The organism is Methylobacterium persicinum, from assembly GCF_022179525.1.
Taxonomy (GTDB): domain Bacteria; phylum Pseudomonadota; class Alphaproteobacteria; order Rhizobiales; family Beijerinckiaceae; genus Methylobacterium; species Methylobacterium persicinum.
The window spans coordinates 225,715-247,868 of sequence record NZ_BPQX01000011.1; the positions used below are offsets into that span (position 1 = coordinate 225,715).

Annotated in this window: 17 protein-coding genes; 9 read left to right on the forward strand and 8 right to left on the reverse strand. The window is 69.6% G+C overall.

The genetic code is table 11. The features are described from left to right. Nucleotides 1-9 precede the first annotated feature (9 nt). The 3 genes from MFF22_RS03365 to MFF22_RS03375 form a co-directional block, all read right to left on the reverse strand. Complete coding sequence (locus MFF22_RS03365; RefSeq protein ID WP_012752896.1) at nt 10-1,062, reverse strand: YeeE/YedE family protein; 1,053 nt, start codon at nt 1,060-1,062, stop codon at nt 10-12. A gap of 282 nt (nt 1,063-1,344) precedes the next feature. Continuing rightward, nucleotides 1,345-2,418: a DUF4365 domain-containing protein gene (locus MFF22_RS24795; protein WP_158022373.1), complete on the reverse strand. Its 1,074-nt coding sequence runs from the start codon at nt 2,416-2,418 to the stop codon at nt 1,345-1,347. Nucleotides 2,419-2,648: 230 nt separating this feature from the next. Beyond that, on the reverse strand, nt 2,649-4,220 hold the full coding sequence (locus MFF22_RS03375; RefSeq protein WP_012752894.1) for a T6SS phospholipase effector Tle1-like catalytic domain-containing protein: 1,572 nt from the start codon (nt 4,218-4,220) through the stop codon (nt 2,649-2,651). A 462-nt stretch (nt 4,221-4,682) separates the two neighbouring features. Between MFF22_RS03375 and MFF22_RS03380 the strand changes: the two genes are divergently transcribed. The 3 genes from MFF22_RS03380 (at nt 4,683) to MFF22_RS03390 (ending at nt 6,274) form a co-directional block, all read left to right on the forward strand. Beyond that, the gene (locus MFF22_RS03380) at nt 4,683-4,928 is read left to right on the forward strand and encodes a hypothetical protein (RefSeq protein WP_012752893.1); all 246 of its coding nucleotides are present in this window, start codon (nt 4,683-4,685) and stop codon (nt 4,926-4,928) included. A 3-nt stretch (nt 4,929-4,931) separates the two neighbouring features. Continuing rightward, nucleotides 4,932-5,897: a GNAT family N-acetyltransferase gene (locus tag MFF22_RS03385; protein ID WP_158022372.1), complete on the forward strand. Its 966-nt coding sequence runs from the start codon at nt 4,932-4,934 to the stop codon at nt 5,895-5,897. 143 nt (nt 5,898-6,040) lie between these two features. Then, a complete protein-coding gene (locus MFF22_RS03390) occupies nt 6,041-6,274 on the forward strand; it encodes a hypothetical protein (protein WP_012752891.1) in 234 nt (77 codons plus the stop codon). 309 nt (nt 6,275-6,583) lie between these two features. Here the strand turns inward: MFF22_RS03390 and gyrB are convergent, their stop codons facing one another. The 3 genes from gyrB to MFF22_RS03405 form a co-directional block, all read right to left on the reverse strand. Beyond that, nucleotides 6,584-9,028, reverse strand: a complete 2,445-nt coding sequence (gyrB, locus tag MFF22_RS03395; RefSeq protein WP_238247526.1) for a DNA topoisomerase (ATP-hydrolyzing) subunit B — start codon at nt 9,026-9,028, stop codon at nt 6,584-6,586. A 318-nt stretch (nt 9,029-9,346) separates the two neighbouring features. Further along, nucleotides 9,347-10,315 carry an aldo/keto reductase gene (locus MFF22_RS03400; RefSeq protein ID WP_238247527.1) on the reverse strand — a complete coding sequence of 323 codons (969 nt, stop codon included), beginning with the start codon at nt 10,313-10,315 and terminating at the stop codon, nt 9,347-9,349. A 3-nt stretch (nt 10,316-10,318) separates the two neighbouring features. Next, nucleotides 10,319-10,963: an MBL fold metallo-hydrolase gene (locus MFF22_RS03405; RefSeq protein ID WP_238247528.1), complete on the reverse strand. Its 645-nt coding sequence runs from the start codon at nt 10,961-10,963 to the stop codon at nt 10,319-10,321. A 153-nt stretch (nt 10,964-11,116) separates the two neighbouring features. Between MFF22_RS03405 and MFF22_RS03410 the strand changes: the two genes are divergently transcribed. The 3 genes from MFF22_RS03410 (at nt 11,117) to MFF22_RS03420 (ending at nt 17,665) form a co-directional block, all read left to right on the forward strand. Beyond that, the gene (locus MFF22_RS03410) at nt 11,117-13,060 is read left to right on the forward strand and encodes a cytochrome C oxidase Cbb3 (protein ID WP_238247529.1); all 1,944 of its coding nucleotides are present in this window, start codon (nt 11,117-11,119) and stop codon (nt 13,058-13,060) included. A gap of 467 nt (nt 13,061-13,527) precedes the next feature. Continuing rightward, on the forward strand, nt 13,528-16,578 hold the full coding sequence (locus MFF22_RS03415; RefSeq protein ID WP_238247530.1) for a penicillin-binding protein 1A: 3,051 nt from the start codon (nt 13,528-13,530) through the stop codon (nt 16,576-16,578). 25 nt (nt 16,579-16,603) lie between these two features. Continuing rightward, nucleotides 16,604-17,665, forward strand: coding sequence for a hypothetical protein (locus MFF22_RS03420; RefSeq protein WP_238247531.1), 1,062 nt, complete (start codon nt 16,604-16,606; stop codon nt 17,663-17,665). A 34-nt stretch (nt 17,666-17,699) separates the two neighbouring features. Here MFF22_RS03420 and MFF22_RS03425 read toward each other — a convergent pair whose 3' ends face one another. Next, nucleotides 17,700-17,912: a hypothetical protein gene (locus MFF22_RS03425; protein WP_238247532.1), complete on the reverse strand. Its 213-nt coding sequence runs from the start codon at nt 17,910-17,912 to the stop codon at nt 17,700-17,702. Nucleotides 17,913-18,175: 263 nt separating this feature from the next. Here MFF22_RS03425 and MFF22_RS03430 point away from each other — a divergent pair, with 263 nt between their 5' ends. Both MFF22_RS03430 and MFF22_RS03435 read left to right on the forward strand, forming a co-directional pair. Beyond that, a complete protein-coding gene (locus MFF22_RS03430) occupies nt 18,176-18,424 on the forward strand; it encodes a hypothetical protein (RefSeq protein ID WP_238247533.1) in 249 nt (82 codons plus the stop codon). A gap of 61 nt (nt 18,425-18,485) precedes the next feature. Continuing rightward, nucleotides 18,486-19,091 (forward strand): hypothetical protein, encoded by a 606-nt coding sequence (locus tag MFF22_RS03435; protein WP_238247534.1) that lies wholly within the window; start codon nt 18,486-18,488, stop codon nt 19,089-19,091. Here MFF22_RS03435 and MFF22_RS03440 read toward each other — a convergent pair whose 3' ends face one another. After that, a complete protein-coding gene (locus tag MFF22_RS03440) occupies nt 19,092-19,670 on the reverse strand; it encodes a polysaccharide biosynthesis/export family protein (protein WP_238247535.1) in 579 nt (192 codons plus the stop codon). Between the two features lie 182 nt (nt 19,671-19,852). Between MFF22_RS03440 and MFF22_RS03445 the strand changes: the two genes are divergently transcribed. Next, nucleotides 19,853-22,150, forward strand: a complete 2,298-nt coding sequence (locus MFF22_RS03445) for a GumC family protein (protein WP_238247536.1) — start codon at nt 19,853-19,855, stop codon at nt 22,148-22,150. Nucleotides 22,151-22,154 lie beyond the last annotated feature (4 nt).

Consider the following 22,154-nt stretch of genomic DNA (forward strand, 5'->3'; position numbering starts at 1 on the left):
CCGAGGCGCTCAGGCGTGACGGTCCACGAGGTAGTAGAGGCCCGCCCGCGCCCCAACGAGGATGGAGGCCAGGGCAAGCAGCGAACCGACCGAGAGCGTCGAGAGGCCGCTCAGCCCCTGGCCGATGGTGCAGCCGAGGGCGGTCACGCCCCCGGTGCCCATCAGGAACGCCCCGAGGACATGGCGCTTGACCTCGCGCGCGTCGTCGGGCGCCTCCCAATGGAATTCGCCGCCGCCGCGGGCGGCGGCGAAGGCGCCGAGGACCACCCCGAGGACCGAGCCCACGCCGAAGTCGACCTTCATCCCGCTGGCGAGCATCGCGTAGAGCAGCGTGTCGCCGACGGGACGGGCGAAGCTGAAGGAGCCGACCGCCCGCGCCTCGAACTCGTCGTGGCCCGCGACCCCGTTCGTCCACCAGCCGGCGGCGATGAGGCATCCGATGGCGACGGCGCCGTAGAGCAGCCGGCGGCTCTTCCGGAGGCCGGGCCCGACGAGGGCGGCGAAGCCGAGGCCGGCGGCGACGGCGATGCCGAGGGCGGCGGTTCCGCCGCGGTCGAGGCCGAGCAAGGCCCCCAGCCGTTGCGCGCCCGCCGCGCCGAGCTCCACGCTCAACGGCCCGGCCAGTGCCACCCGGGCGAGCCCGGTCAAGCCGCTGACGGCCATGTAGGCGGAAAGGCCCAGCACCAGCAGGACGAGGAGCGCCCGCAGGTCCCCGCCGCCGAGGCGCAGGAGGGCCCCGAACCCGCAGGTCCCGACGAGGGCCATCCCGAACCCGAACATCGTGCCGCCGACGACCAGCGCGCCCCATTCCAGGCGGGGACCCGCATAGATGGACCGTGCGAGGTCGAGGCCCGCGTAGGCCTCCAGCAGGTGGGTTCCGAGGATCGCGAGCCCGGCGGCGAGCATCCAGGCACGCGCCCGGCGCGTATCCCGCGCGTAGACGGCGTCCTCGACGGCGCCGAGCGTGCAGAACCGTCCCCGGCGGGCGACCAGGCCCAACAGCGCTCCCAGGAGGAAGCCGAGCGCCGCCCGGGTGAGATGTGCAGGCAGGGTTTCCAACATCAGCCAAGGCTCGTGACCGAAGTTGCGAAAGCTGGCGCCGGGACGGCGAGCACGGTCCGCTCCTATGCCCCAGGGATGAGTTTCCTGGAAGCCCCGGGAGCTTTGCGGGCGATCCTGCCGTGGCATTCGAGCGGATGGGGTGGCGCGCGAGCAGGCGTCGCAACGTACGCGTCACGATGCCGAGGGCGCCCCTGGCCCGCAGCCCCTCCGGGTCCTCCCTCCTCATCCGGAGGTCATCGTTCCCGCCGTGCTGGTGCACGAGGCCGGGGACGAGCTCGAACCTCAGGAACGGGTCGCCCCGCGCGAGGAGGCCCCCGCTCGGTCGGCACGCTCCGCCACATCCCGATGTGCCCGCGCACGTTCGAGTCCGTCTCGAACGACTTGACCTTCTTCATCGTCCTCAGGCGCCCGTAGCCGAACTGGTGCTCCTCGAACCCGCCCCGGGGAAGGGGCAGGTCGGCTCGATGGCGAGGGACCAGTCGTCGCCGAACCGGAGGAAACGCGGGTCGAAGGCTTGGTGCCGGTAGTAGGCCGCGCCCTTGCGGTCCCTGCCCTTGCCGTGGGCCGAGACGACCTTCCGTTGGGTCTGGTCCTGGTCGGAGCGCTACCGGATGCTCCGCTCGATGCCCGGGTGCCGATCGGCCTTGAACAACAGGTGGCGGCGCTCCCTGCGGAACGAGAGCCGCCCGCCCATACGCTCGGATGGGCACCGGCCCAGGCGCTTGACGAAGCGCCGCTCGGTGACCTCCCCGTCGGACCCGTGTCACTCGCCGGCGTCCAGGCGGTCGATGGCGCCCGTCTCGCAGGCGTCCTCGGACAGGGGTCGTCGAGGTCCTGGAAGCTGACCGCGAACCCGTCGTCCCCGATCCGGTCCCGGGCCGGGTACGCCCGATGCCGGAGCAAGGCCTCGCGGACGTCGCCGCGGGACAGGTCCGTCGGCGCGACGAAGAGGTGCTCGGGGTGGACCACCCGGAGCAGATTCCGGTCCAGCGTCTCCTCGACCCGCGACGACGGGACGATCCGGCCCGGCTTGGCGAAGGTCGCGACCAGATCGGCGAGGCGCCCGGCGGTGTCGCCGGCGAGCAGGTCCGCCGCCGGGTCGAAGACCACCTGGCGGCTGCGTCGTCGCTCCGGGTCGGCGAAGTGGGCCCGGACCGACCACCGCCGGAGGCGGTCGCTGGCGAGGCGGACCACCACGAGGATCACCGGGGCATCGGAGTTGAGCCCGTAGTCTCGGTCCCGCTCCTCCGGCCGGAAGCGGAAGTCCTCGCCGGTGTCCTCGGCCAGCCGCTGGACGGTCCTGATCTGAGCGGCCACGAACCGGGCCCGGACCTCGCCGGTCTCCACGTCGCGCATCTCGATGAAGCCGTCGACCCCGGCGTCCGGGCCCCCGGTCTCGTGACGGCCCAACCGGCCCCCGGCATGCGGCCCGTGACGAGCGCGGCCTCCTGCTGGCCCGCCATCCGCTGCGGCGAGATCGTCTTCATCGAGCCTGCCGCCCCGCCAAGGTGGAAGGCCGGCGTTGCCGGCCGACCCCGCTGCATTGCTGAAGCTTGGCCGGGCAGCCGGCCAGCGAGCCACGTGCCTCAGCCCGCCGCCTCGGCCCCGACGGCCTGGCCAGCCTCGTCGGCACCGTAGCGGCCCTTGAAGCGGCCGTGGTTCGCCAGGGCCCCCGGGCGATAGGGCCCCGACCCGGCGCACTGCACGACGGACGGCAGGGCAAAGCGCTCATCGACCGTGGGGTGGACGACGGCGTCGTGCGGTACCTCGCGGTCCTGCTCCTCCCAGTTCTTGCCCCGGGCCCGGCGGCGGAGCCAAGCCGGGATGAAGGCGGCCGAGGTCCGCTCCTCGATGGTGTCGCGCATGCCGGCGATCTCGCAATGCTGGACGCCGTCGCTGCGCGGGAAGAGGCGCAGCCTCGGGTTCCCCATCGCGTCGCCGGGCGCCCGCAGGCCGTCCACCTTGAGGCCCTCCGGGAGGCGCGTCGCCTCCTCGATCATCCACCGCAGCGTGATGTCGGACAGGCGGGACTCGGGCTCGATGTAGCTGCCGCCGATGTCCGAGTGGTTCCCGGCGAACCAGACCTGGACCAGTTGCTCGGGCAGGCCGGGGTCGCGCGGCGGTGCGTCGACCACCGTCCCCCACGGCACGCGCGCGAAGTCCTTGCGGCGCTCGTCGATGGCGATGGCGGCGCGGGCGTAGCCGACATGCGCGCTCAGGAACCTGTCGAAGTTCGCGCCCTTCCACTCCGCCAGGTGCGTGCTGACGTCGCCCTTGTTCGGGAAGTCGCGGATCGTCTTGGTCATGGAGGCGCGCCACGCCTGCAGGATCCTCCAGGCGGCCCAGCCGAGGAGGCCGACTTCAAGCAGGACGAGGGCGAGCGCCGTCCACCAGAATGGCCATCCCGCGACGAGATGCAGGAGGCCGGCGAGCGTCGCCGCGACGAGGACGCTCGCGAAGGCGAGCGGGATCGCGACGACGGCGCTGACGGCCGCCTTGATGGCGGAGCGCTTGGCCCCCGCGACCCCGAGGGCGGCGACGGTGTCGAAGGTCCCGATGAAGTAGGGCGCCACGTTCGAGCGCCGGTCGCTGTCGACGTGGTTCGACCCGTGCCTGGCCCGGAAGCGGCGGGCGAGTTCCTCGCGCTCAGCGGCGTAGCTCTCGCGCGGGTGACCGGCGCCATGCTCCAGCACGGCGTCGACCGCCTCCCTGGCGATGTCGCGCGTGGCCTTGCGGAACAGGGGCAGAGGGGCGCCGTCGGGCATGCGGGTCGGGACGCCGCAGAGCGTCAGCAGGTTGGCGACACACCGCACGGTGTAGGCGCCCCGGCTGAAGCCGATCAGGAAGATGCGGTCGCCCGGCGCGTAGTGGTTGATGATGAAAGCGTAGCAGTCCGCCACGTTGGCCGTGATGCCGCGTCCGGTCATGGAGGCCAGCAGCTTCTGGACGAACCGGACGGGCGCCGTCATCGCGGTCGCACCGATGTCGGTGCCGAGGCCGGGGTCGTAGAAGGTAACCTGCTCGCGCGGATCGACGGCGCTGTCCGGCCCGACGCGGCAGGCCCTGTAGAGCTTGTAGACGTTGCTCAGCCGCTGCTCCGGCCGTGCGCCGCCGTCCTGACCGGTACCGTCCGAGAAGACCACGACGTTCTTGGGCATGGGCCCCTCCCGCACCCGGAGAGGTCCAGGCCGGTGCTTCCGGTCCGAGGACGGGGGGCCGTCCGGTCGCGCCGCCTGGCCGTCTCCGTCGCGCCCAGGCTCGCCCCCGGGACTCGCAACGGTCAAGTTCGGCCTTCGTTCCCTCCGCTGCCGAAGACGGCCCAGGCGAGGCGGCCACCCTCGGCAAGGGCTGGCCACCGATCCTGCACCCCGGGATGAGCCGCCTCACGGACCGTCACCGCAGCCGACGGCCTGGCGCCTCGTGGCGGTCAAACCGGGCCCGCGGGGAAACGAACCGGCAACCGTTTGCGCCCATGGTCGTTTTCACCCAGCGGTGTACGATTGGTCTGGCCCGGCGGCGATTCGGTTTCGGTCGAGTTGCCACGGACCGAGTCTTGTTGCATATCCCGCGGCCGTCGCCTCCGCGGCGAGCCAGCGCGCCGCGCGAGCAGGGATCCGACGATGCCTTTGACCCCGACGCAGTTCCTCGATGCCGTCGCCCGTGATCGCGCCGCCCTGGCCGTGGGCCAGGCCCCGCGCGGCGTCTTCACCTGCGCCGATTGCGGCGTCCCGCTGCAGGAGACGGTGACCGGCAACCGACCGTGCGGCGAGGGCATCCACCTGTGCAGCGACTGCTACTTCGACGAGTTCGGCCGTGAACTCGACGTCCATCCCATCAGCGCCTTCCGGGTGGTCCGCGGGGCCTGAAGCTTGCACACCTATTTTTTGGGCGACGCCGAGGTCGGCTCCTACGCGGCTGACCTTGCGGCGCGCCTCGTGGACCTCGGCGACCAAGCCCCGCGGACCTGGGTCTCGCTCGGCATCTCCGGCGACAAGATGACGGCGGAGATCGTCAAGCGGGTGCTCGGCACCGCCGCCGAACCCGAGGCCATTCATAGCGTGGCCTTCGACCGCACGAAGCGGGAGGCCATCAGCCGGGACGATGGCGACCTTCCGACCGACCTGGGCGAGCGGTCGGTGCTGGTCATCGACGCCGCCGTCCATTCGGGCGCCAGCATGCGGCACCTCGTCGATGTGCTGAACGCCCGGGGCTGCCGTAGCCTGCTGAGCTACTCGCTCGTCGTGAAGATCACGTCCGAGTTCGTGCCCTGCTACTTCGGGCTGATGATCGGGGAGCACGACCGGGCCTTCTTTCAGCTCGACCGCATCCCGAACAACCGGCTCCTGCGGAAGGCCCCGTTCGGCGCCGTCCGCATGCTGCGCGAGGACGACATTCGCCGTGAGCCCGACTGCCTCACCTGCGGGGTGAAGTCCATCGACCGTATGACCTACGGCGACCTGTGGTACGACACCAGGACCAAGGGATCGCACGTCTACCTGTACGAGATCGGCGGCGAGATCGCGGGCTACATCCACTTCAAGCGCACGCCCGAGAACCGCCTGTTCATCGACCTCATCGCCAACGGCACCGCCTTCCAGGGCCAGGGCATCGGCGGTGTCCTCATGCGTTGGGCCGAGACCTACGCCCGCGCCGCGCGGATGTCGGCCATCGACCTATGGGCCATCGAGGCGCGGATGGGCTTCTACCGGCACCACGGCTACGAGGCCCAGGACGGGCGGATGGACCTGGGCGGCGAGGGGGAGGTCTACCACCTCATGCGCCGCCGGCTCCTTTACAACCTGAAGCCCGAGGACCTGCACGTCGAGGCAGCCTGAGCACGGCAGAGCCGGGAGCCGCGCCCGACCTGGGCCGCCTCGAAGCACGCAATCGCCCTGGGGGCAGCCCGCCTGCGCCCGCCGCTTGACACCGGCGGCCGCCTGGCAGGAGGACGTCACGGGCGGCCACGTCGGATGTGTCGATGAGTACGGAACGCGAGGACGAATACCACGTCTACGTCAGGCATGACGATGTGACGTATTTCCTGGCCGAGGATGGAACATTCGTGCCGGACCTCGACAGGGGCCGCGTGTTTTATGAGCTCGAAGAGGTCTTCGACATCATCAACAGGATGACGGAGGGGCGCGACCTTCCCTTCGAGAGCGAGCCCGGGATGGTGCGAAACGCCCGCCGATGGTTGACGCCCGGAGACTGACCGCCAGCGTGTGGTTGGTCGACGCGCGTCCTACACGCAGGCGGTCGGTCAGAAAGAAGGGAGGGACGCAACGTCCACGCGCCAACAAGCACCGGACCTGCGGGCGTACCCGATTTCCTCCCGTCTTGGCACACGTGGGTCCGCAGCGGTGCTCCCGCGCCAGTTGACAGCGGGACTCATCTCTGAATCAATGACCTCGTGGCCGCTTGGTTCAGGCCAAGAAGCCGCGAGGGTCGAACTTCTCAGTAAATCCGGTCAAGTTGCCCTTCCCTAGGGTCAAACTTTACTGAGAAATTACAGAGGAGGTAATTACACGTCGAGGTTCGACACGCTGAGCGCGTTCTCCTGGATGAACTCCCGCCGGGGTTCCACCACGTCGCCCATCAGCTTCACGAAGAGGTCGCCGGCGTCGGTCGCGTCCTTCACCTTGACCTGCAGCAGCGAGCGGACGTCGCGGTCGAGGGTGGTCTCCCAGAGCTGCTGGGCCGTCATCTCGCCGAGACCCTTGTAGCGCTGCAGTTGCAGCCCCTTGCGGCCGAAGGCCATCACCGCCTCGAACAACCCGACAGGGCCGTGCAGCACCGTCTCGTCGGTCTTGCGCACCAGGGTCACCGGCTCGCCGTAGATCTCCCGGAAGGCGTCGGCCCTTTCGGCAAGGCGGCGGGCCTCCTGAGACGTAACGAGGCCGGCGTCCAGCGTCGCGATCTGACGAACGCCGCGCAGGGTCCGGCTGAGGCGATAGCCGCCCTCGAACACTTCCCCCTGCCAGCCGCGCTCGATCTCGTCGGCGATGGTGTCGAGGCGCCTCGCGGTCATGTCCGCCAGCACCTCGGCCTCGCCCGGCCGGTTCTCGACATCGGGATCGAAAGCGCCGGCCAGCACGGCCTGCTCCACCACCGACCGGTCGTAGCGGGTGTGCAGGCCCTGGAGGACGCTGCGGAAGCCCCGGGCCTCGTCCACCAGCGTGCGCAGCTGCGGCCCGGAGAACTCCGCCCCCGTCGAGAGCCGGAGGATCGCGCCCTCGACACCCTGCTCGATCAGGTAATCTTCCAGGGCCCGCTCGTCCTTGAGGTAGATCGCCCTGCGCCCGCGCTCGGCCTTATAGAGCGGCGGCTGCGCGATATAGAGATGCCCGCGGTCGATCAGCTCCGGCATCTGCCGGAAGAAGAACGTGAGCAGAAGGGTGCGGATGTGGGAGCCGTCCACGTCGGCATCGGTCATGATGATGATGCGGTGGTAGCGGAGCTTGTCCGGGTTGAAGCCCTCCCGGTCCGTCGAGGAGCGGCCGATCCCGGCGCCCAGCGCCGTGATGAGCGTGCCGATCTCGGCCGAGGACAGCATCCGGTCGGCCCGGACGCGCTCGACGTTCAGGATCTTGCCCCGGAGCGGTAGCACCGCCTGGAAGGCCCGGTCCCGGCCCTGCTTGGCCGAGCCACCGGCCGAGTCGCCCTCGACCAGCAGGATCTCGCACTTCGACGGGTCGCGCTCCTGGCAGTCGGCCAGCTTGCCGGGCAGCGAGGCGATGTCCAAGGCGCCCTTGCGGGTGACCGTCTCGCGGGCCTTGCGTGCCGCCTCGCGGGCCGAGGCCGCGAGGACCACCTTCCCCATCACGGCGCGGGCCTGCTGCGGGTTCTCCTCGAGCCAAGTCGAGAGCCCCTCGTTCAGCACGTTCTCGACGGCCGGGCGGACCTCCGAGGAGACCAGCTTGTCTTTGGTCTGCGAGGAAAATTTCGGGTCCGGCACCTGCACCGAGATGACCGCCGTCAGGCCCTCGCGGCAATCTTCGCCGGTCAGCGTCACCTTCTCGCGCTTCGAGACGCCGGAGCTGTCGGCATACCCGGTGATCTGCCGGGTCAGGGCGGCGCGGAAGCCGGCCATGTGGGTGCCGCCATCGCGCTGGGGGATGTTGTTGGTGAAGGGCAGCACCGTCTCGTTGAACGAGTCGTTCCACCAGAACGCCACCTCGACGCGGATCCCTTCGCGCTCGGCGCGGACGGTCACCGGATTGGTCATGCCCTCGATCGGCTTCTTCGACCGGTCGAGATAGCGCACGAAGGCCTCGATGCCGCCGTCGTAATACAGCTCTTCCCGCTTCTTCTCCGCATGGCGGGCATCGGTCAGCACGATCCGCACGCCGGAATTCAGGAAGGCGAGCTCGCGCAGGCGCTTTTCAAGAGTCGCGTAGTCGAACTCGATCATCGTGAAGGTGTCGGTGGAGGGCAGGAAGGTCACTTCCGTACCGCGCCGGCCCTGGCCGGGCCCGACCACCTTCAGGGGCGCCACGGCGTCGCCGTGGCGGAACTCCATCGCGTGCTCCTGATCGTTACGCCAGATCCGCAGGCGCAACCACTGCGAGAGGGCGTTCACCACCGAGACGCCGACGCCGTGGAGGCCGCCGGAGACCTTGTAGGAATTCTGGTCGAACTTTCCGCCCGCATGCAGCTGGGTCATGATGACCTCGGCCGCGGAGACGCCCTCCTCCTTGTGGATGTCCACCGGGATGCCGCGGCCGTTGTCGGTGACGGTGCAGGATCCGTCCGCGTTCAGCGTCACCGTCACGAGGTCGGCATGGCCGCCCAGCGCCTCGTCGATGGCGTTGTCGACCACCTCGTACACCATGTGGTGGAGGCCGGAGCCGTCATCGGTATCGCCAATGTACATTCCGGGGCGTTTGCGGACGGCATCGAGCCCCTTGAGCACGCGGATCGATTCAGCGCCGTACTCGGCGGGCTGGGTCTCGGGTGTATCGGCCATGAACTTCCTCGGGCAGGCGGCGGACATCTCGCGCGGTGCGTGTACGCGGCGAGGGCGCCAGCCTGCTCATGCTTCCTGTTCGCCCAATATAGGGGTTTTGTGCTTCCGATGCACGCACTTATGGCTCAGCCGCGACGGCCCGTGCACGGCCTTTCGGTAGACTGTGGACGGGTCCGTGCGGGGGCGGTTCTCCCCCCTGGAATCACCACCGTCTTTGCAAGCGAAGCTTTCCAGGGCGGCGCCGCATCCTGAGATGACCCGCTGCCCTGGGTGGCTTCGCTGCGCTCGCGATGACGGAGCGGGGCATGAGGGGCAGCGTCAGCCCTTCTCGGCAATCCCGCCCGCGCTAGCCGCATCCAGCCGGGATATGGCGTCCTGCGGCAGGGTCAGGCGGGCGGCGCCGAGCAGCTCGTCCAGCTGGGCCACGGAGGTCGCGCTGGCGATGGGGGCGGTGATGCCCGGTCTGGCGATGATCCAGGCCAGGGCCACCTGCGCCGGGCTCGCCCCGTGGTCGCGACCCACGGCATCGAGCACGTCGAGGAGGGCGAAGCCGCGGGGGTTGAGGTAGCGCGCGACCCGGTTCTCCCGGGCCCGCCCGCTGGCCGATCCGGCCTCCCGGTACTTGCCGGTGAGGAAGCCGGCCGCGAGGGAGAAGTAGCCGATCACGCCGACCTCTTCCGCGCGGCAGAGGGGCTCCAGCTCGGCCTCGTAGTCCCTGGCCGCGAGGCTGTATTCGGGCTGGAGGCAGTCGTAGCGGGGCAGGCCTTTGGCCTGAGAGACCGCCAGGGCTTCGGACAGCCGCCCCGCCTCGTAGTTCGACGCGCCGATGGCCCGCACCTTTCCGGCCCGGACCAGCCTGTCATACGCCGTCAGGGTTTCCTCGAACGGCACGTCGGCGTCGTCGAGATGGGACTGGTAGAGGTCGATCCGGTCGGTCTGCAGCCGGCGCAGGGAGGCCTCGCAGGCGCGCTCGATATGGGCGGCGGAAAGGCCTTTGCCGGCCTCGCCCATATCCATGCCGACCTTGGTGGCGAGCACGATCCTGTCGCGGGCGCCCGGCCGGGCGGCGAGCCAGCGGCCGATCACCGCCTCGGATTCGCCCCCCGAATGGCCCGACGCCCAGCGGCTGTAGACGTCGGCCGTGTCGATGAAGTCGAAACCCTGCTCCACGAACCTGTCGAGGATCGCGAAGGACGTGTCTTCGTCCGCGGTCCAGCCGAAGACGTTGCCGCCGAGGCAGAAGGGGGCGACCGTGAGACCGGAACGGCCGATGCGACGCTTGTCCATGACCTAGTCCTGCAGGAACGGGTTGGAGACGCGCTCTTCGCCGAGCGTGCCGGTGGGGCCGTGGCCGGGGATGAAGGCGATGTCGTCCCCCAGGGGCAGCACCTTTTCCTTGATGGCGCGGATCAGCTGCTCGTGATTGCCGCCCGGCAGGTCGGTGCGGCCGACGGAGCCCTTGAACACCACGTCGCCCACCAGGGCGAAGCGCGCATCGCGGCTGACGAACACCACGCTGCCCGGCGAATGGCCGGGACAATGGAGGATGTCGAAGGTCAGGTCTCCCACCTGCACCACGTCGCCCCCGTCGAGCCATCGGTCGGGCGTCACCGTCCGGGCCGGGTCCAGCCCGTATTGCGCGGCGGTGGCCGGCAGGGAATCGAGGAGGAACTTGTCGGCCATGTGCGGCCCCTCGACCGGCACGCCCAGCCTTTCGCGGAGTTCGTCGGCCCCGGCGGCGTGGTCCACATGCCCGTGGGTGAGGAGGATCTTCTCGACCTTTACGCCCTGTTCCGCGATGGCGGCCTCAATCCGGTCGAGGTCGCCGCCGGGATCGACTACGGCGCCCACCTTGGTGGCGTCGTCCCAGATCAGCGTGCAGTTCTGCTGGAAGGGCGTGACCGGGATGATCCCGGCGCGGGGCGTTCCTGGCATGGAGGCGGGCTCGCGGGTGCTCTGAAAAGGTCCACCCTTCTAACGCGCGAGGTCGTCCGCCGCACCCCGTCGGCTGCGCAGGGGCCGAACTTCCCTGCCCTCTGGCGGTTGTGCCTGCGCTCGTTTCCCGGGCGGCAATCCAGAGGTCGACCGTTGGGCCGTAAACGCAAAGTCCTCGCGCTCGCCGGCGCGGTCGTCGTGGCGGGCGCTGGGGCCACGGCCCTGTTCGGCCGGTTCAGCTACGCCCCGATGCCCGACGTGGCCGACCTCGCCAACCCGACCCGCTCGCCCCTTACCACGGCGTTCGACGTGCTCGGACGCCGGGTCTCCCCCGCCGAGGCAGAGGCGCTCCGCAGGACCGAGGATGGCAACCGCACCCTCTCGCCGGAGAACGGCGCGGTCGCCATCGACGCGTCCGTCGTCGCGCGGGGGCGCGAGGCCTTCTACCGAGAGACCTTCGGCAACGAGGTGTTCCTCACCGATGTCATGGGCATGCTGGATGGGGCGATCACCCCGTTCGAGGTGGTCCGCGCCGTGGCGGCCCTGAAGGGCGAGGCCACGACGAATCTCAAGGTGCCGCTGGCCCGCGACATCCGCATCGGCGAGCGCACCTACCGGAAGGGCGAGCGCGTCGCGACCGGCCTCGACGTGCCCAAGGGCGGGGCGTTCATCATCGGGATCAAGAGCTTCTACGACCGCGGCCACCTGCGCATGGGCATCACCTGCGCCCTCTGCCACGCAGCCGTCGACCCGGCGAGCGGCAAGGTGATCGAGGGCGCCCCCAACGCCGACCTGAACGCCGGCCTGTTGATGGCGCTCGCGAAGAACTCCGCCGCCTACTTCATGCACGCCAGCGTCCCGGAAGCGGATGCGGCATCCCCTGGCGCGGGAAACCGCCCTGCCCTGCCCGACCCCGCCGCCGTCGAGGCGGCGACCAAGGTCCAAGTGGCGAGCTGGCCCGCGGGCAGCTTCGATTCCTCCGCCGACCGGGTGACCAACCCGACCTCGATCCCGTCGAGCTTCTCGGCCTACGGCGAGCCCTATAGCTGGAGCGGCCGGGAGGCGATCGGCCCGTTCTCGGGTCTGTCGTCCCTGAACAATAACGTCCACGCGGCGAATTCCGACACGACCCAGCTCGCCGCCGCCGCGCCATGGCTCTTCAACCTCGATCCCGAGACCTATCTCGGTATCGTCCTCCGCCGCGCCCCCAACGGCCCCCTGCGCTACGACCCCTCAGGCACGCTTCGCCCGTCGGAGGTCTTGCGCGCTGCCGACCCGACGCCGGCCTCCCCGGGCCTCAATGACTACGCGGTGCTGCCGACCTATCCGGCCACGAACTACATGACTGACAATGGTCTGTTCGCCTCGGCCCCGGGCGAGCCGGCGAACCACGCCAACAACGCCATGTCGGCCTTCCAGAACCTGCTGCGGCCGCCGCAGGTGAGCGCGGACGTCGGCACCCTCCGCGCCGGCCGGGCCATCTTCGAACGGGCGGGCTGCAACACCTGCCATTCCGGCCCCGCCCTCACCAACCACCGGGTCATCCCGGCGGAGGAGATCGGCACCGAACCGAGCCGCGCCCAAGCCGGTGCCAAGATGGAGGCCCGCCTCTCACCCCCGGCGATGTTCGCCACCGACACGCCCTTCCCGCTGCCGCCGGATCCGAAGCTCGTCCCGATCCCGATCGCCGACGACAAGCGTCCCCAGGTCCTGCTCGCCTGGGGTCAGGGCGGGACGAAGGGAGGCTACAAGGTCCCGAACCTCGTCGGTCTCGCCTGGACGGCCCCCTACCTCCACGATTCAGGGGTGAGCGTCGGCCCCGATGCCGGCAAGGATCTCGGCGTCCCCGGAACCCTCGATGCAGGCATTGCGGCCGATCCTGGCAACAGCCTCCGCGCCCTGGTGGACCGCCAGGTCCGGGACAGGGTCGTGGCGGCGAATGCGGCGTCGGAGAAGGCCCGCACCGCCCGCGTTACCGGCAAGGGCCACAATTACTGGGTGGACGATCAGGCGGGATACTCAGCCGACGACCAGAAGGCGCTCGTCGCGTACCTCCTGTCCATCGACCGCCTCGTCGAGGAGGTGCCGACCCCCTGATACGGCCAAGCCATGCATTTAATGCAATGCCGGCTAGACACGCAGCGCCTTGCTTGCTGCAGCGCGTCAACGTACTTGTTGCATCGCAGGAACGCGATGGCGTCGCGGTCCTGCTGCCCTTCTTGGGCGTTTCCTCCCTAGACTTCGGGCCGCTCCTTCATGGGGGCGGCCTTTTTTCTGTCTGGGACGCGGAACCTAAACGGCGCGTCCCTTCGCCACAAGTCCCTTTCCGCTGTGGTGCATTACGCGCCTCCCGGTCGTTTCCGGCTTGGAGAGCGGGCGAGCGCTCACACAGTGGTGGACCCCGTTCTGACACGAGGCGCCGCCCTTAATCGCCGCGTATCGCTCGCGGCGTCGGCACGCGGATCCCCGACCGGACAATCATAAAACAGCCGCGTTGTGCACGCCCTGTTCAGCCGCGACGCCCCACCGTCCCGCTAGAGCCCGCGTCCGCCGCCCCGGCCTGTATGAACATCATCCTTATCAAGCTGTTCGCGACCGCGCTGACATTGAGCCAGGTGACGACCCGGCCCGACTCGCTGCGCACGCAGTTCGATCCGGCCAAGGATGGACCGGAGGTCGTGCAGATCCTTCGGGACGGCTGCGCCCACATGCGCAAGGCCTTCGACATCGAGGACATCAATCTCGACGACTTGATCAGCACGGCGATGGAGGATCCGTCGAGCGTCGCCGGTCCCTCCGCGCCGAAGATCCTGCATGGGCTCGACATCAACGAGCTGAACACAAGCTACAAGCACTTCTGCAAGGGCGAAGACCCCCCGAACTCCCCCTTCGACGCCAAGGCCGTCATCGAGTTCTACGACAACGCGACGAAGGATCTGCCCGCCGCCGAGACCCTGCGCGACAAGACCCTGCCGGGGATGAGCCGCATCCTCGACTCCGCGGGAAAACCTTTCGCCGAGACCTTCGAGACGAATGCAAGGCGTCTCGTTGTGCCCATCACCGCCGTGCCGACGCTGGTCCAGAAGGCGTTCATCGCCGCGGAGGACAAGCGGTTCGAGAGCCATCATGGCATCGACGAGCGCGGGGTGATCCGCGCCTTCATCGCCAACCTCGCCTCGCCGGGGCGTCCCGCGGGGGGCTCGACCATCACCCAGCAAGTGGTGAAGAACCTCTCGGTCGGCGATGACGTCACCTACGAGCGCAAGATCCGCGAGATGATCGTGGCGGCGCGGCTGGAGAAGATCCTCACCAAGCCGCAGATCCTCGGCCTCTACCTCAACGGAATTTATCTCGGCCGCGGGGCCTACGGCATCGAGATGGCGGCGCAGAGCTATTTCGGGATGCCGGTGGGCCAGCTCACCTTGCCCGAAGCTGCCCTCCTGGCCGGCATGCCGAAGGGCCCGAACTTCTATAGCCCCGACAAATATCCCGAGCGCGCCCGGGAGCGGCGGGGCTACGTCCTCGCCCGGCTCAAGGAAGAGGGCGTGATCACCGAGGCCGAGATGGCCAAGGCCAACGCCGCCGACCTCGGCCTGAAATCCGTGGAGACGGCCCGGCGGGATTCGGGCTTCTACCTCGTGGATCACCTCTCCCGCGAAGCCCGCACCGTTGCGGGCCTCGATTCCTTGACCTCCGCATCCTTCACTGTGCGGGCGACGGTGAACGCGCCCCTCCAGAGGGCCGTGGAGACCGCCCTGCAGGACGGCCTCGCCAACTACGAGCGTTCGACCGGGCGGCAGACCTTCACCGGGCCGGAGATGAACCTCGCCGACAGCGTCCGCCGGATCGAGACGGCCGCCGCCGCCCCCGAAGCGTCGACCCAGGCGGCCCCTGCCGTCACCGGGGCGAAGCCGGACGAGGCCAAACCCGTCGCCGCGCAACCCTCCGCCCGCGGGAAAAAGCCATCCGCCACCCTCGTGGCCGGGAAGCCCGCGTGGCAGCGGGCCCTGGAGAGCGCCCGCCCGACCCTGTACGACGTGCACTGGCCCCTGGCCGTGGTCCTCGACGCCGGCCGGGGTGCGGTGAAGGTCGGCCTGGAGGATGGCCGTATCGCCAGCCTCGATCCCGGCATCGCCCGGGGGCGGCTGCAACCCTACGACGTGGTCCGGGTGAAACTCTCCGAAGGCCGCGGGGCACCCCGAGCCCAGATCAGGGTGAAGCCCACCGTCCAGGGCGCCGCCCTGGTGCTGGAGAACAGGACCGGCCGCATCCTAGCCATGACCGGCGGCTTCTCCTATCCGGTGAGCCAGCTCAACCGGGTGACCCAGACGGTCCGCCAGCCGGGCTCGACCCTGAAGCCCCTGACCTACCTCGCCGCTCTGAATGCGGGGCTTCAGCCGAACACCCTGGTGCTCGACTCCGCCGTGACCCTCCCGCCCATCGGCGGAACCGGGGAATCCTGGTCGCCCAAGAACTACGAGGGCGGCGGATCCGGGCCGACCACCCTGCGCCGGGGGCTCGAATTCTCGAAGAACCTCGTCACCGCTCGGCTGCTCCAGGGCGGCATCGCCCCGAAGGCTCCGGCGAGCCTGAAGCGCGTCTGCGACATCGCCCTGGAAGCGCAGATCTACGCGGAATGCGAGCCGTATTACCCCTTCGTGCTCGGCGCCCAGCCGGTGCGGATGCTGGACCTCGCCGGTTTCTACGCCGCCGTCGCCAACGAGGGCGTGCGGCCCACGCCCTATGCCCTCGAATCCGTCGAGCGGGACGGAAAGCCCGTCTTCACGCACAAGGAGCGCGAGCCCGTGCGGATCGGCTCCGCGGACCGCGTGGCCTTCTATCAGCTCAAGACGATGCTGCAGGGCGTCACCCAGCACGGCACGGCGGCCGCCCTCGCCAAGGTCTCGAACAGCGTCGCGGGGAAGACCGGCACCTCCGAGAACGAGAACGACGCGTGGTTCGCGGGCTTCTCGAACGAGATCACCGTGGTCGTCTGGGTCGGCTACGACAATGCCGACGGGACCCGGCGGACCCTCGGCCGCGGCCAGACCGGCGGCCATGTCTCGGTGCCGATCGCGGGGGCGATCTTCCAGGCGGCCTGGGCGAACGGCGTGCCCCGCACGCTCCTGCGCGGCCCCTCCCCCGAGACGCGGCCCCTCATCGCCGACATCGCCATCGATCCCCGCAGCGGCACGCCGGGCGCGGGCAGCTTCATCGAGCATTTCCGTACGGGCGGAAACGGGGACATGGCCGACACCCGCTACAAGCTGGTCCCCCGCGAGACCCTCTACGCCATGCGGCCCGACAGCGGCGACGGCGACCTCACCGGGTCCGAAGACGGAGCCGACGCCAACGGCGATTTCTACGGCAACATGACCGGCGAGCGCCCGCGCCCGGACCTTCTCGATCCGTTCGGCGAGCGCCCCACCCAGCCACGCAGCCGCCGCGCTGGTGCCGATCCGTACGGAAATCCCTACGGGTCCGGCGGCGCCGAAGACTCCTATCGCCCCTGGCCAGGCCAGACCAACCGCTCGCCCTTTGGTGAGGACGAGGCTGTCCGCCGCCCCCGGCGCCGGGATCCCGACTACCTGTTCGGCGACGATCCGGGCTACTGACGCCCCCTCCCTATCCGAGACACCGATGCCGCGCCCGCAGAGCCCTGCCGCCCTCGTCCTCGCCCTGTGCCTTGGGGCGTCGTGCACCCCCGCCGTGGCGCAGACGCCTGCCGCGAACACCGCGCCTGCCTCCGCCGCGCGGATCCGGGAGGTCCCGTCCGTCACCTCCGTGGAGCCGTCCTCCCTCAAGCCGGGCGAGATCGTGTTCACGGATCACCGGGACAAGTCCGGCCCCCCGGAGAACGGCCTGATCCCCTATCTCGACTGGCTGAAGGCCCGTCCCGCGGAGGCGCAGGCGCTCTCGCCCTATCCCGGCTACAAGGAGCCGGACTACACGGTGACGCTGAACGGGGTCACGAAACCCCGCCACGAAACCCTGAAGGTGTACGTCGCCGAAGGCCGGTTCGTGGTGCCGCGCCCGGCCGAGAGCATCGACCTCAACGGGCTGGCCAGCCTCGCCTTCGTGCAGGCGATGGACCCGGCCATCAAGCATCGCACCCTCGAGCCGGCCGACGCCACCCCGACAAAGGACCCCGCCGCGGCCTTCGCCAAGCGCCCGGACCGGCCGTGGTGCGACGGCGCGGCGGCCTGCATCGAGTCGCGCTACGATCTGGAAGGGAAGCTGCCCCTCGGCGTCCGCCTCGCCAACAAGCTTGAAGAGGGCTCGGCCAAGAAGATCGCCGAATACGTCTCGTTTCAGAGCGAGTTGCGCCGGCTCGACCCCCAGCAGGCGGCCGGGCTGACGAGCCTGACGAAGATCGATACCGCCCCGGTCGGCGGGCTGGAACAGACGATTTTCTGGGTCAACCAGATCCTGCGCTTCGGCAAGTTCCTGGCCGTGTTCCAGCCGATGCCCAACGATCCGCAGAAGACGGTGGTGACCGCCTACGTCGCCCTGGCGATCAAGGGCGACGTGCTCGACCGCAAAGCCGAATACGCCCGGGTTCCGGTGCTGAAGAACCTGCTGCCGGCGCAGGTGCTGATGGGCAACTCGACCTTCAACACCGGCAATTCGATCAGCGCCGGTCTCCCGGTCTACGCCCGCAACCGCATCGCCGCCTTCGCCGACGCCGTGGCCAAGCGCTGAGGCGCAGCCCTCGCGTCTTCGAGGGCGGACGCGATTACATCCCGCGGTTGGCGATCGTCGGCAGCGACGGGGCGGTGTAGGCGCGGTTCACGTCGCGCCGGGTCTGGGTGCCGTTGGTGTCGCTCGACGCCCGGTAGTTGTCGAGGCTGAACGACTCCGCGAGGCCGCTGCGGCCGCCCTCCGTGCTGGAACAGGCGCCAACGCCGAGAATCGCCGCGGCGGCGAGGGTGATCTGAAGTAGGCGCATCGCGAATCCCGACAGAGCAGGCGGGCGACCCGTCAGTCGACAGCGGCTGACGGTCAACCCGCGAACCCGGCAAGGTCAGGGCGGGACGCGTCCCGTCAAGCCTTCTTCCCGGCGGATGAAACGGTTCCGGCACCTCCGAGGCTCTTCGGCCACGGAAAACAAACCACATCGCGGCTTTCAAGCCGCGTAGGCGCGTCATTGTGTTGAAGGCGCACCCGTCCCCCCTGGCGAACCGGACCCGTTTTGGGCGAGAAGGGGTGGCGATGAGCAATGTCCTGCCCTTCCGCCCACGTCCGGCCGTCACCTCCCTCGCCCGTTGCGAGGTCGTGGCCGTCGCCGGAGACCTCCTCACTCTGCTGGAGCAGCTTGAGGATGTGAGCGCCCGCGCCTCCGCCACGGGCCGTCCGCCGATCGAGGTCGAGCGGACTGTCCAGCACCTGCTGGACGCGATCTCTGCCGTCGAGCGCGCCCTCGACTGCATCGGAGAGGGCGAGCAGGTCGCCCCAGCCTGACCGGAACCTCCTATTCCCGCATAGGTTGTAGCGGCATAGCGGCACAACCGGAGCGGGGCGGATGCCATCACGGACGGCAAGGGCGGCGTGTATCGCCGCGATCGCGATCGTCGCCTGCGGCACGGTACAGGTGGTTCAGGCCCATGCCGCGGAAGGCGGCTTCCTCGAGATGCTGTTTGGCGTCCATCCGGCGCCAGCCCCCCAGGCGCAACTCCCCGTCCCCACGTCGGCGTTCGCCGGCCAGCCGCGACATGTGGGATATGGGCGCCACAAGCTGAAGACGCGCTACGCCGCCCTTCCGGTGCGCATCCATGTCAGCGAGCGGCAGACACCCCTCGACATGAGCGCCGGGCCGGCCGCAGCCCTTCTGCGCGACGAGACCCTCCGCCCCGGAGACATCGTGATCTTTAAGACCGGAGCGCAAGTCTTCGCGGGCAAGAACGGGCGTCCTCATACGATGGACGATTTCGAGCCGGTCCGGCAATCGGCGATGGTGGATCCAAAGACCCGCAAGCTGCTCGCCGGCATGACCCAGCCGTCTGGGGCGCTGCCCGCGAACGAGGCCCGCCGGATGGTCGCGCGGATGCGCAAGACCGCCCCCGCCCCGGTCGAGGTGGCCAAGTCCGCCGAGATCCGGGTGATCAGCCCGTGGCGGACCACGCCCTGATCAGAAGAAGCGCTCCTTGACGACGATCGTGTCGCCGGGGCGAACGGCATAGGTCATCGGCACGATGCCGGAGACGAGGCCCGACGGGGTGGTCCGCGTCAGCACCGCGTAGTCGCGGGCGGCACGCGGACCGAAGCCCGCCGCGATGGCCACCGCGGTCTCGACGGTCATGCCGTTGACGTAGGGGTACTGGCCCGACGTCGTGACTTCGCCGAGGATGTAGAAGGGCCGGTAGGCGTCCATTTCGACGGTGACGTGCGGCTCGCGGACGAACCCCGACGAGAGTTTGCCCTCGATCGCCCGGGCCGCCTGCCCCGTCGTCTGGCCGCCGACCGGAACCGCCCCGATGAGCGGCATCGCGATCTTTCCTGCCCCATCGACGGTGTAGATGTTCGACAGGTTGTCCTGTCCGAATACGATCACCCGGAGTCGGTCCCCCGCCGCCAGGGTGTAGCGGGCACTGATCGAGCCGGTACCCGTGGCATCAAGTTCGCGGGTCCGGAAATCCGGGCGGAGACAGCCGCCGAGAGCCAGACTGGTGCTGAGTGCGAAGATGAGTGCGCGCCGGTTCATCACCATCGCCGTCCTGTGAAAACGATAGGGTCGGCAATACGTGGGTAAGGTTAACGAACTCTATGCGACGCAAACTTGCCGCTGGAGAGAATTCGCGGGGGGCTTAACCCTCGATCAACCTTAACGCTTTCAAATGCGGCAAGCGGTTTCGCCATGGATCGCAACACTTCCGCTTTGAAGAGCTTCCCATGTCCCGGATCAGAATGCGCTCAACCCCCTCCGCATTCCGGGCGGCGCGGCGCCCCGAGGGCGTGACGGTCGCGCAGGTCCCGCAGATACTGCGCAGGTCCCTTGCCTGGATCGTCGTACCGACTGCCCTCGTCGCCGTCGGCGCGGGCGTTTTCGTGAACGTCGTGCCGCCGCGCTACACGGGCGAGGCGAAGGTGATCCTGGAGAGCCGCGAGACCGCTTTCACGCGCACGGCGCAGGAGCGGCCGGACCCCAGCGCCCTCATCGACGATCAGGCCGTGGCGAGCCAGGTCCAGGTGATGATGTCGCGGGACATCGCCCGGGAGGCGATCAAGCGGCTCAAGCTCGTGGGCAACCCCGAATTCGATGCGACGGCCGACGGGATCGGGCCGGTGCAGCAGACGCTGATGCTGCTCGGCATCGGGCCCAATCCCCTCGACCGCCCGGCGGAGGACCGGGTCATCGAGGCCTATTTCGATCATCTCCTCGTCTATCCCGCCGGCAAGTCGCGCATCATCACCGTCGAGTTCCGCTCGCGGGACGCCGCCCTCGCGGCGGAGGCTGCCAACACCATCGCGCAACTCTACATTGCTTCCCTGGAAGCCGACAAAGTCGACACGGCCCGCTCCGCCTCCACTTGGCTCGGGGGCAACATCACGGCGTTGCGCCGCCGGGTGGCGGAAGCCGAGGCGAAGGTGGAGGCTTATCGGGCCAAGCATGGCCTCGTGGCTACCGCCGGGGTGGCCGGCCAGCCGCTCACCGCGCAGCAGCTCGGCGAATTGTCGAGCCAGCTGTCGCAGGCCCGGGTCCTGCGCGCGGACATCGCCGGCCGGGTCGCCGCGATCAAGGACCTGCTGAAGGACGGTCGCGCCTACGAGATCACCGACGTCGCCAACAACGAGATGCTGCGCCGGACCATCGAGAACCGGATCACGGTGCGGGCACAGCTCGCCCTCGAATCCCGCACGCTCCTGCCCGCGCACCCGCGGATCAAGGAACTGAAGGCCCAGCTCGAGGATCTCGACGCGCAGATCAAGAACGCCGCCGACCGGGCGGTGCGCATCCTGGAGAACGATGCCAAGATCGCCGACGCCCGGGTCGCCAGCCTGCAAGCCGCCGTGGACGGCCAGCAGGACGTGGTGGTGAAGGGCAATGCCAACGAGATCGAGCTTCGTGCCCTGGAGCGCGAGGCCAAGGTGCAACGCGAGCAGCTCGAATCCTATCTCGGCCGCTTCCGCGAGGCCTCGGCCCGCGACGCGGAGAGCGCCACCCCGGCCGATGCGCGGATCGTGTCGCGGGCGGTCACGCCGAGTGTCCCGTCCTTCCCGAAGAAGCTCCCGATCGTCGGCTTCGCAACCCTGGTCGCCCTGCTCCTCGCCATCGGCGGCGTTCTCGCCCGTGCCCTCCTGGCGGAGCCCGGCCGGGCCGCCCTCGCCCCGGAGAAGAGGCGCACCGGAGAGGACAAGACCGTGGAGGCCGTCTCGCCCGCCGACTCCGCCAACCCGTTCCTGCTCCCCGAGGCGATGCCCGCGTCGAAGTGGGTGGCGCCGGCAGAAAGCGTGGCCGAGGCTCCGGTCGAGGCGGCTCCCATCGCCGACGAGGCTGAGACCATCTCCGTCAGCGACGGCGCCCCGGAAACGGCCACCGCCGAACCCGTCACCGCCCTTGCCAACGGTTTCGACCTCGCGCCGCTCCTCGCGCGCCTGTCGCAGCGTCCCGTCATCTCCGGGGCGCCGGACGGTCGGCTCGTCGTCCTGATGGAGACCGAGGGGTCCGGGATGGACGGTCTTGCGGATGCCCTGGCGCACGCCTTCGGACGGTCGGGCAGCGTCCTCGTCGTGGATGTCGGCGGCCCCGCCTCGGCCGCGGGCGAACCCGGCTTCACCGACGTCGTCGGAGGGGATGCGGATGTCGTCGCGGCGATCCGGGCGGACGGTCCCGGCGGGGCGCATCATGTCGCCGCCGGCCTCGCCCCGTCCGAGATCCTCTTCGACGAACCCGAGGGTATGGCCTTCACTTTGGAGGCCATGGCTGAAGCCTACGCGTGGGTGATCTGCCGCCTGCGCCCGCAGGCCGATGCCGCCGAGATGCTCGGCCTCGTAGCGACCCTGGCGGACAGCGTCGTGATCGCCTCCAACGCCGACCCATCCGACGACACGCTGGCCGACCACTATGCCACCGCCACGGAGGCCGGCGCCGGGCAGGTCCTGATCGCCCAGGACAACCCGAAGGTCATGCCGTTCCGCGACGAGGAGATCGGCGGCGGCTTCATCGAGTTCCAGCTCAAGGCGGCCTGATCGG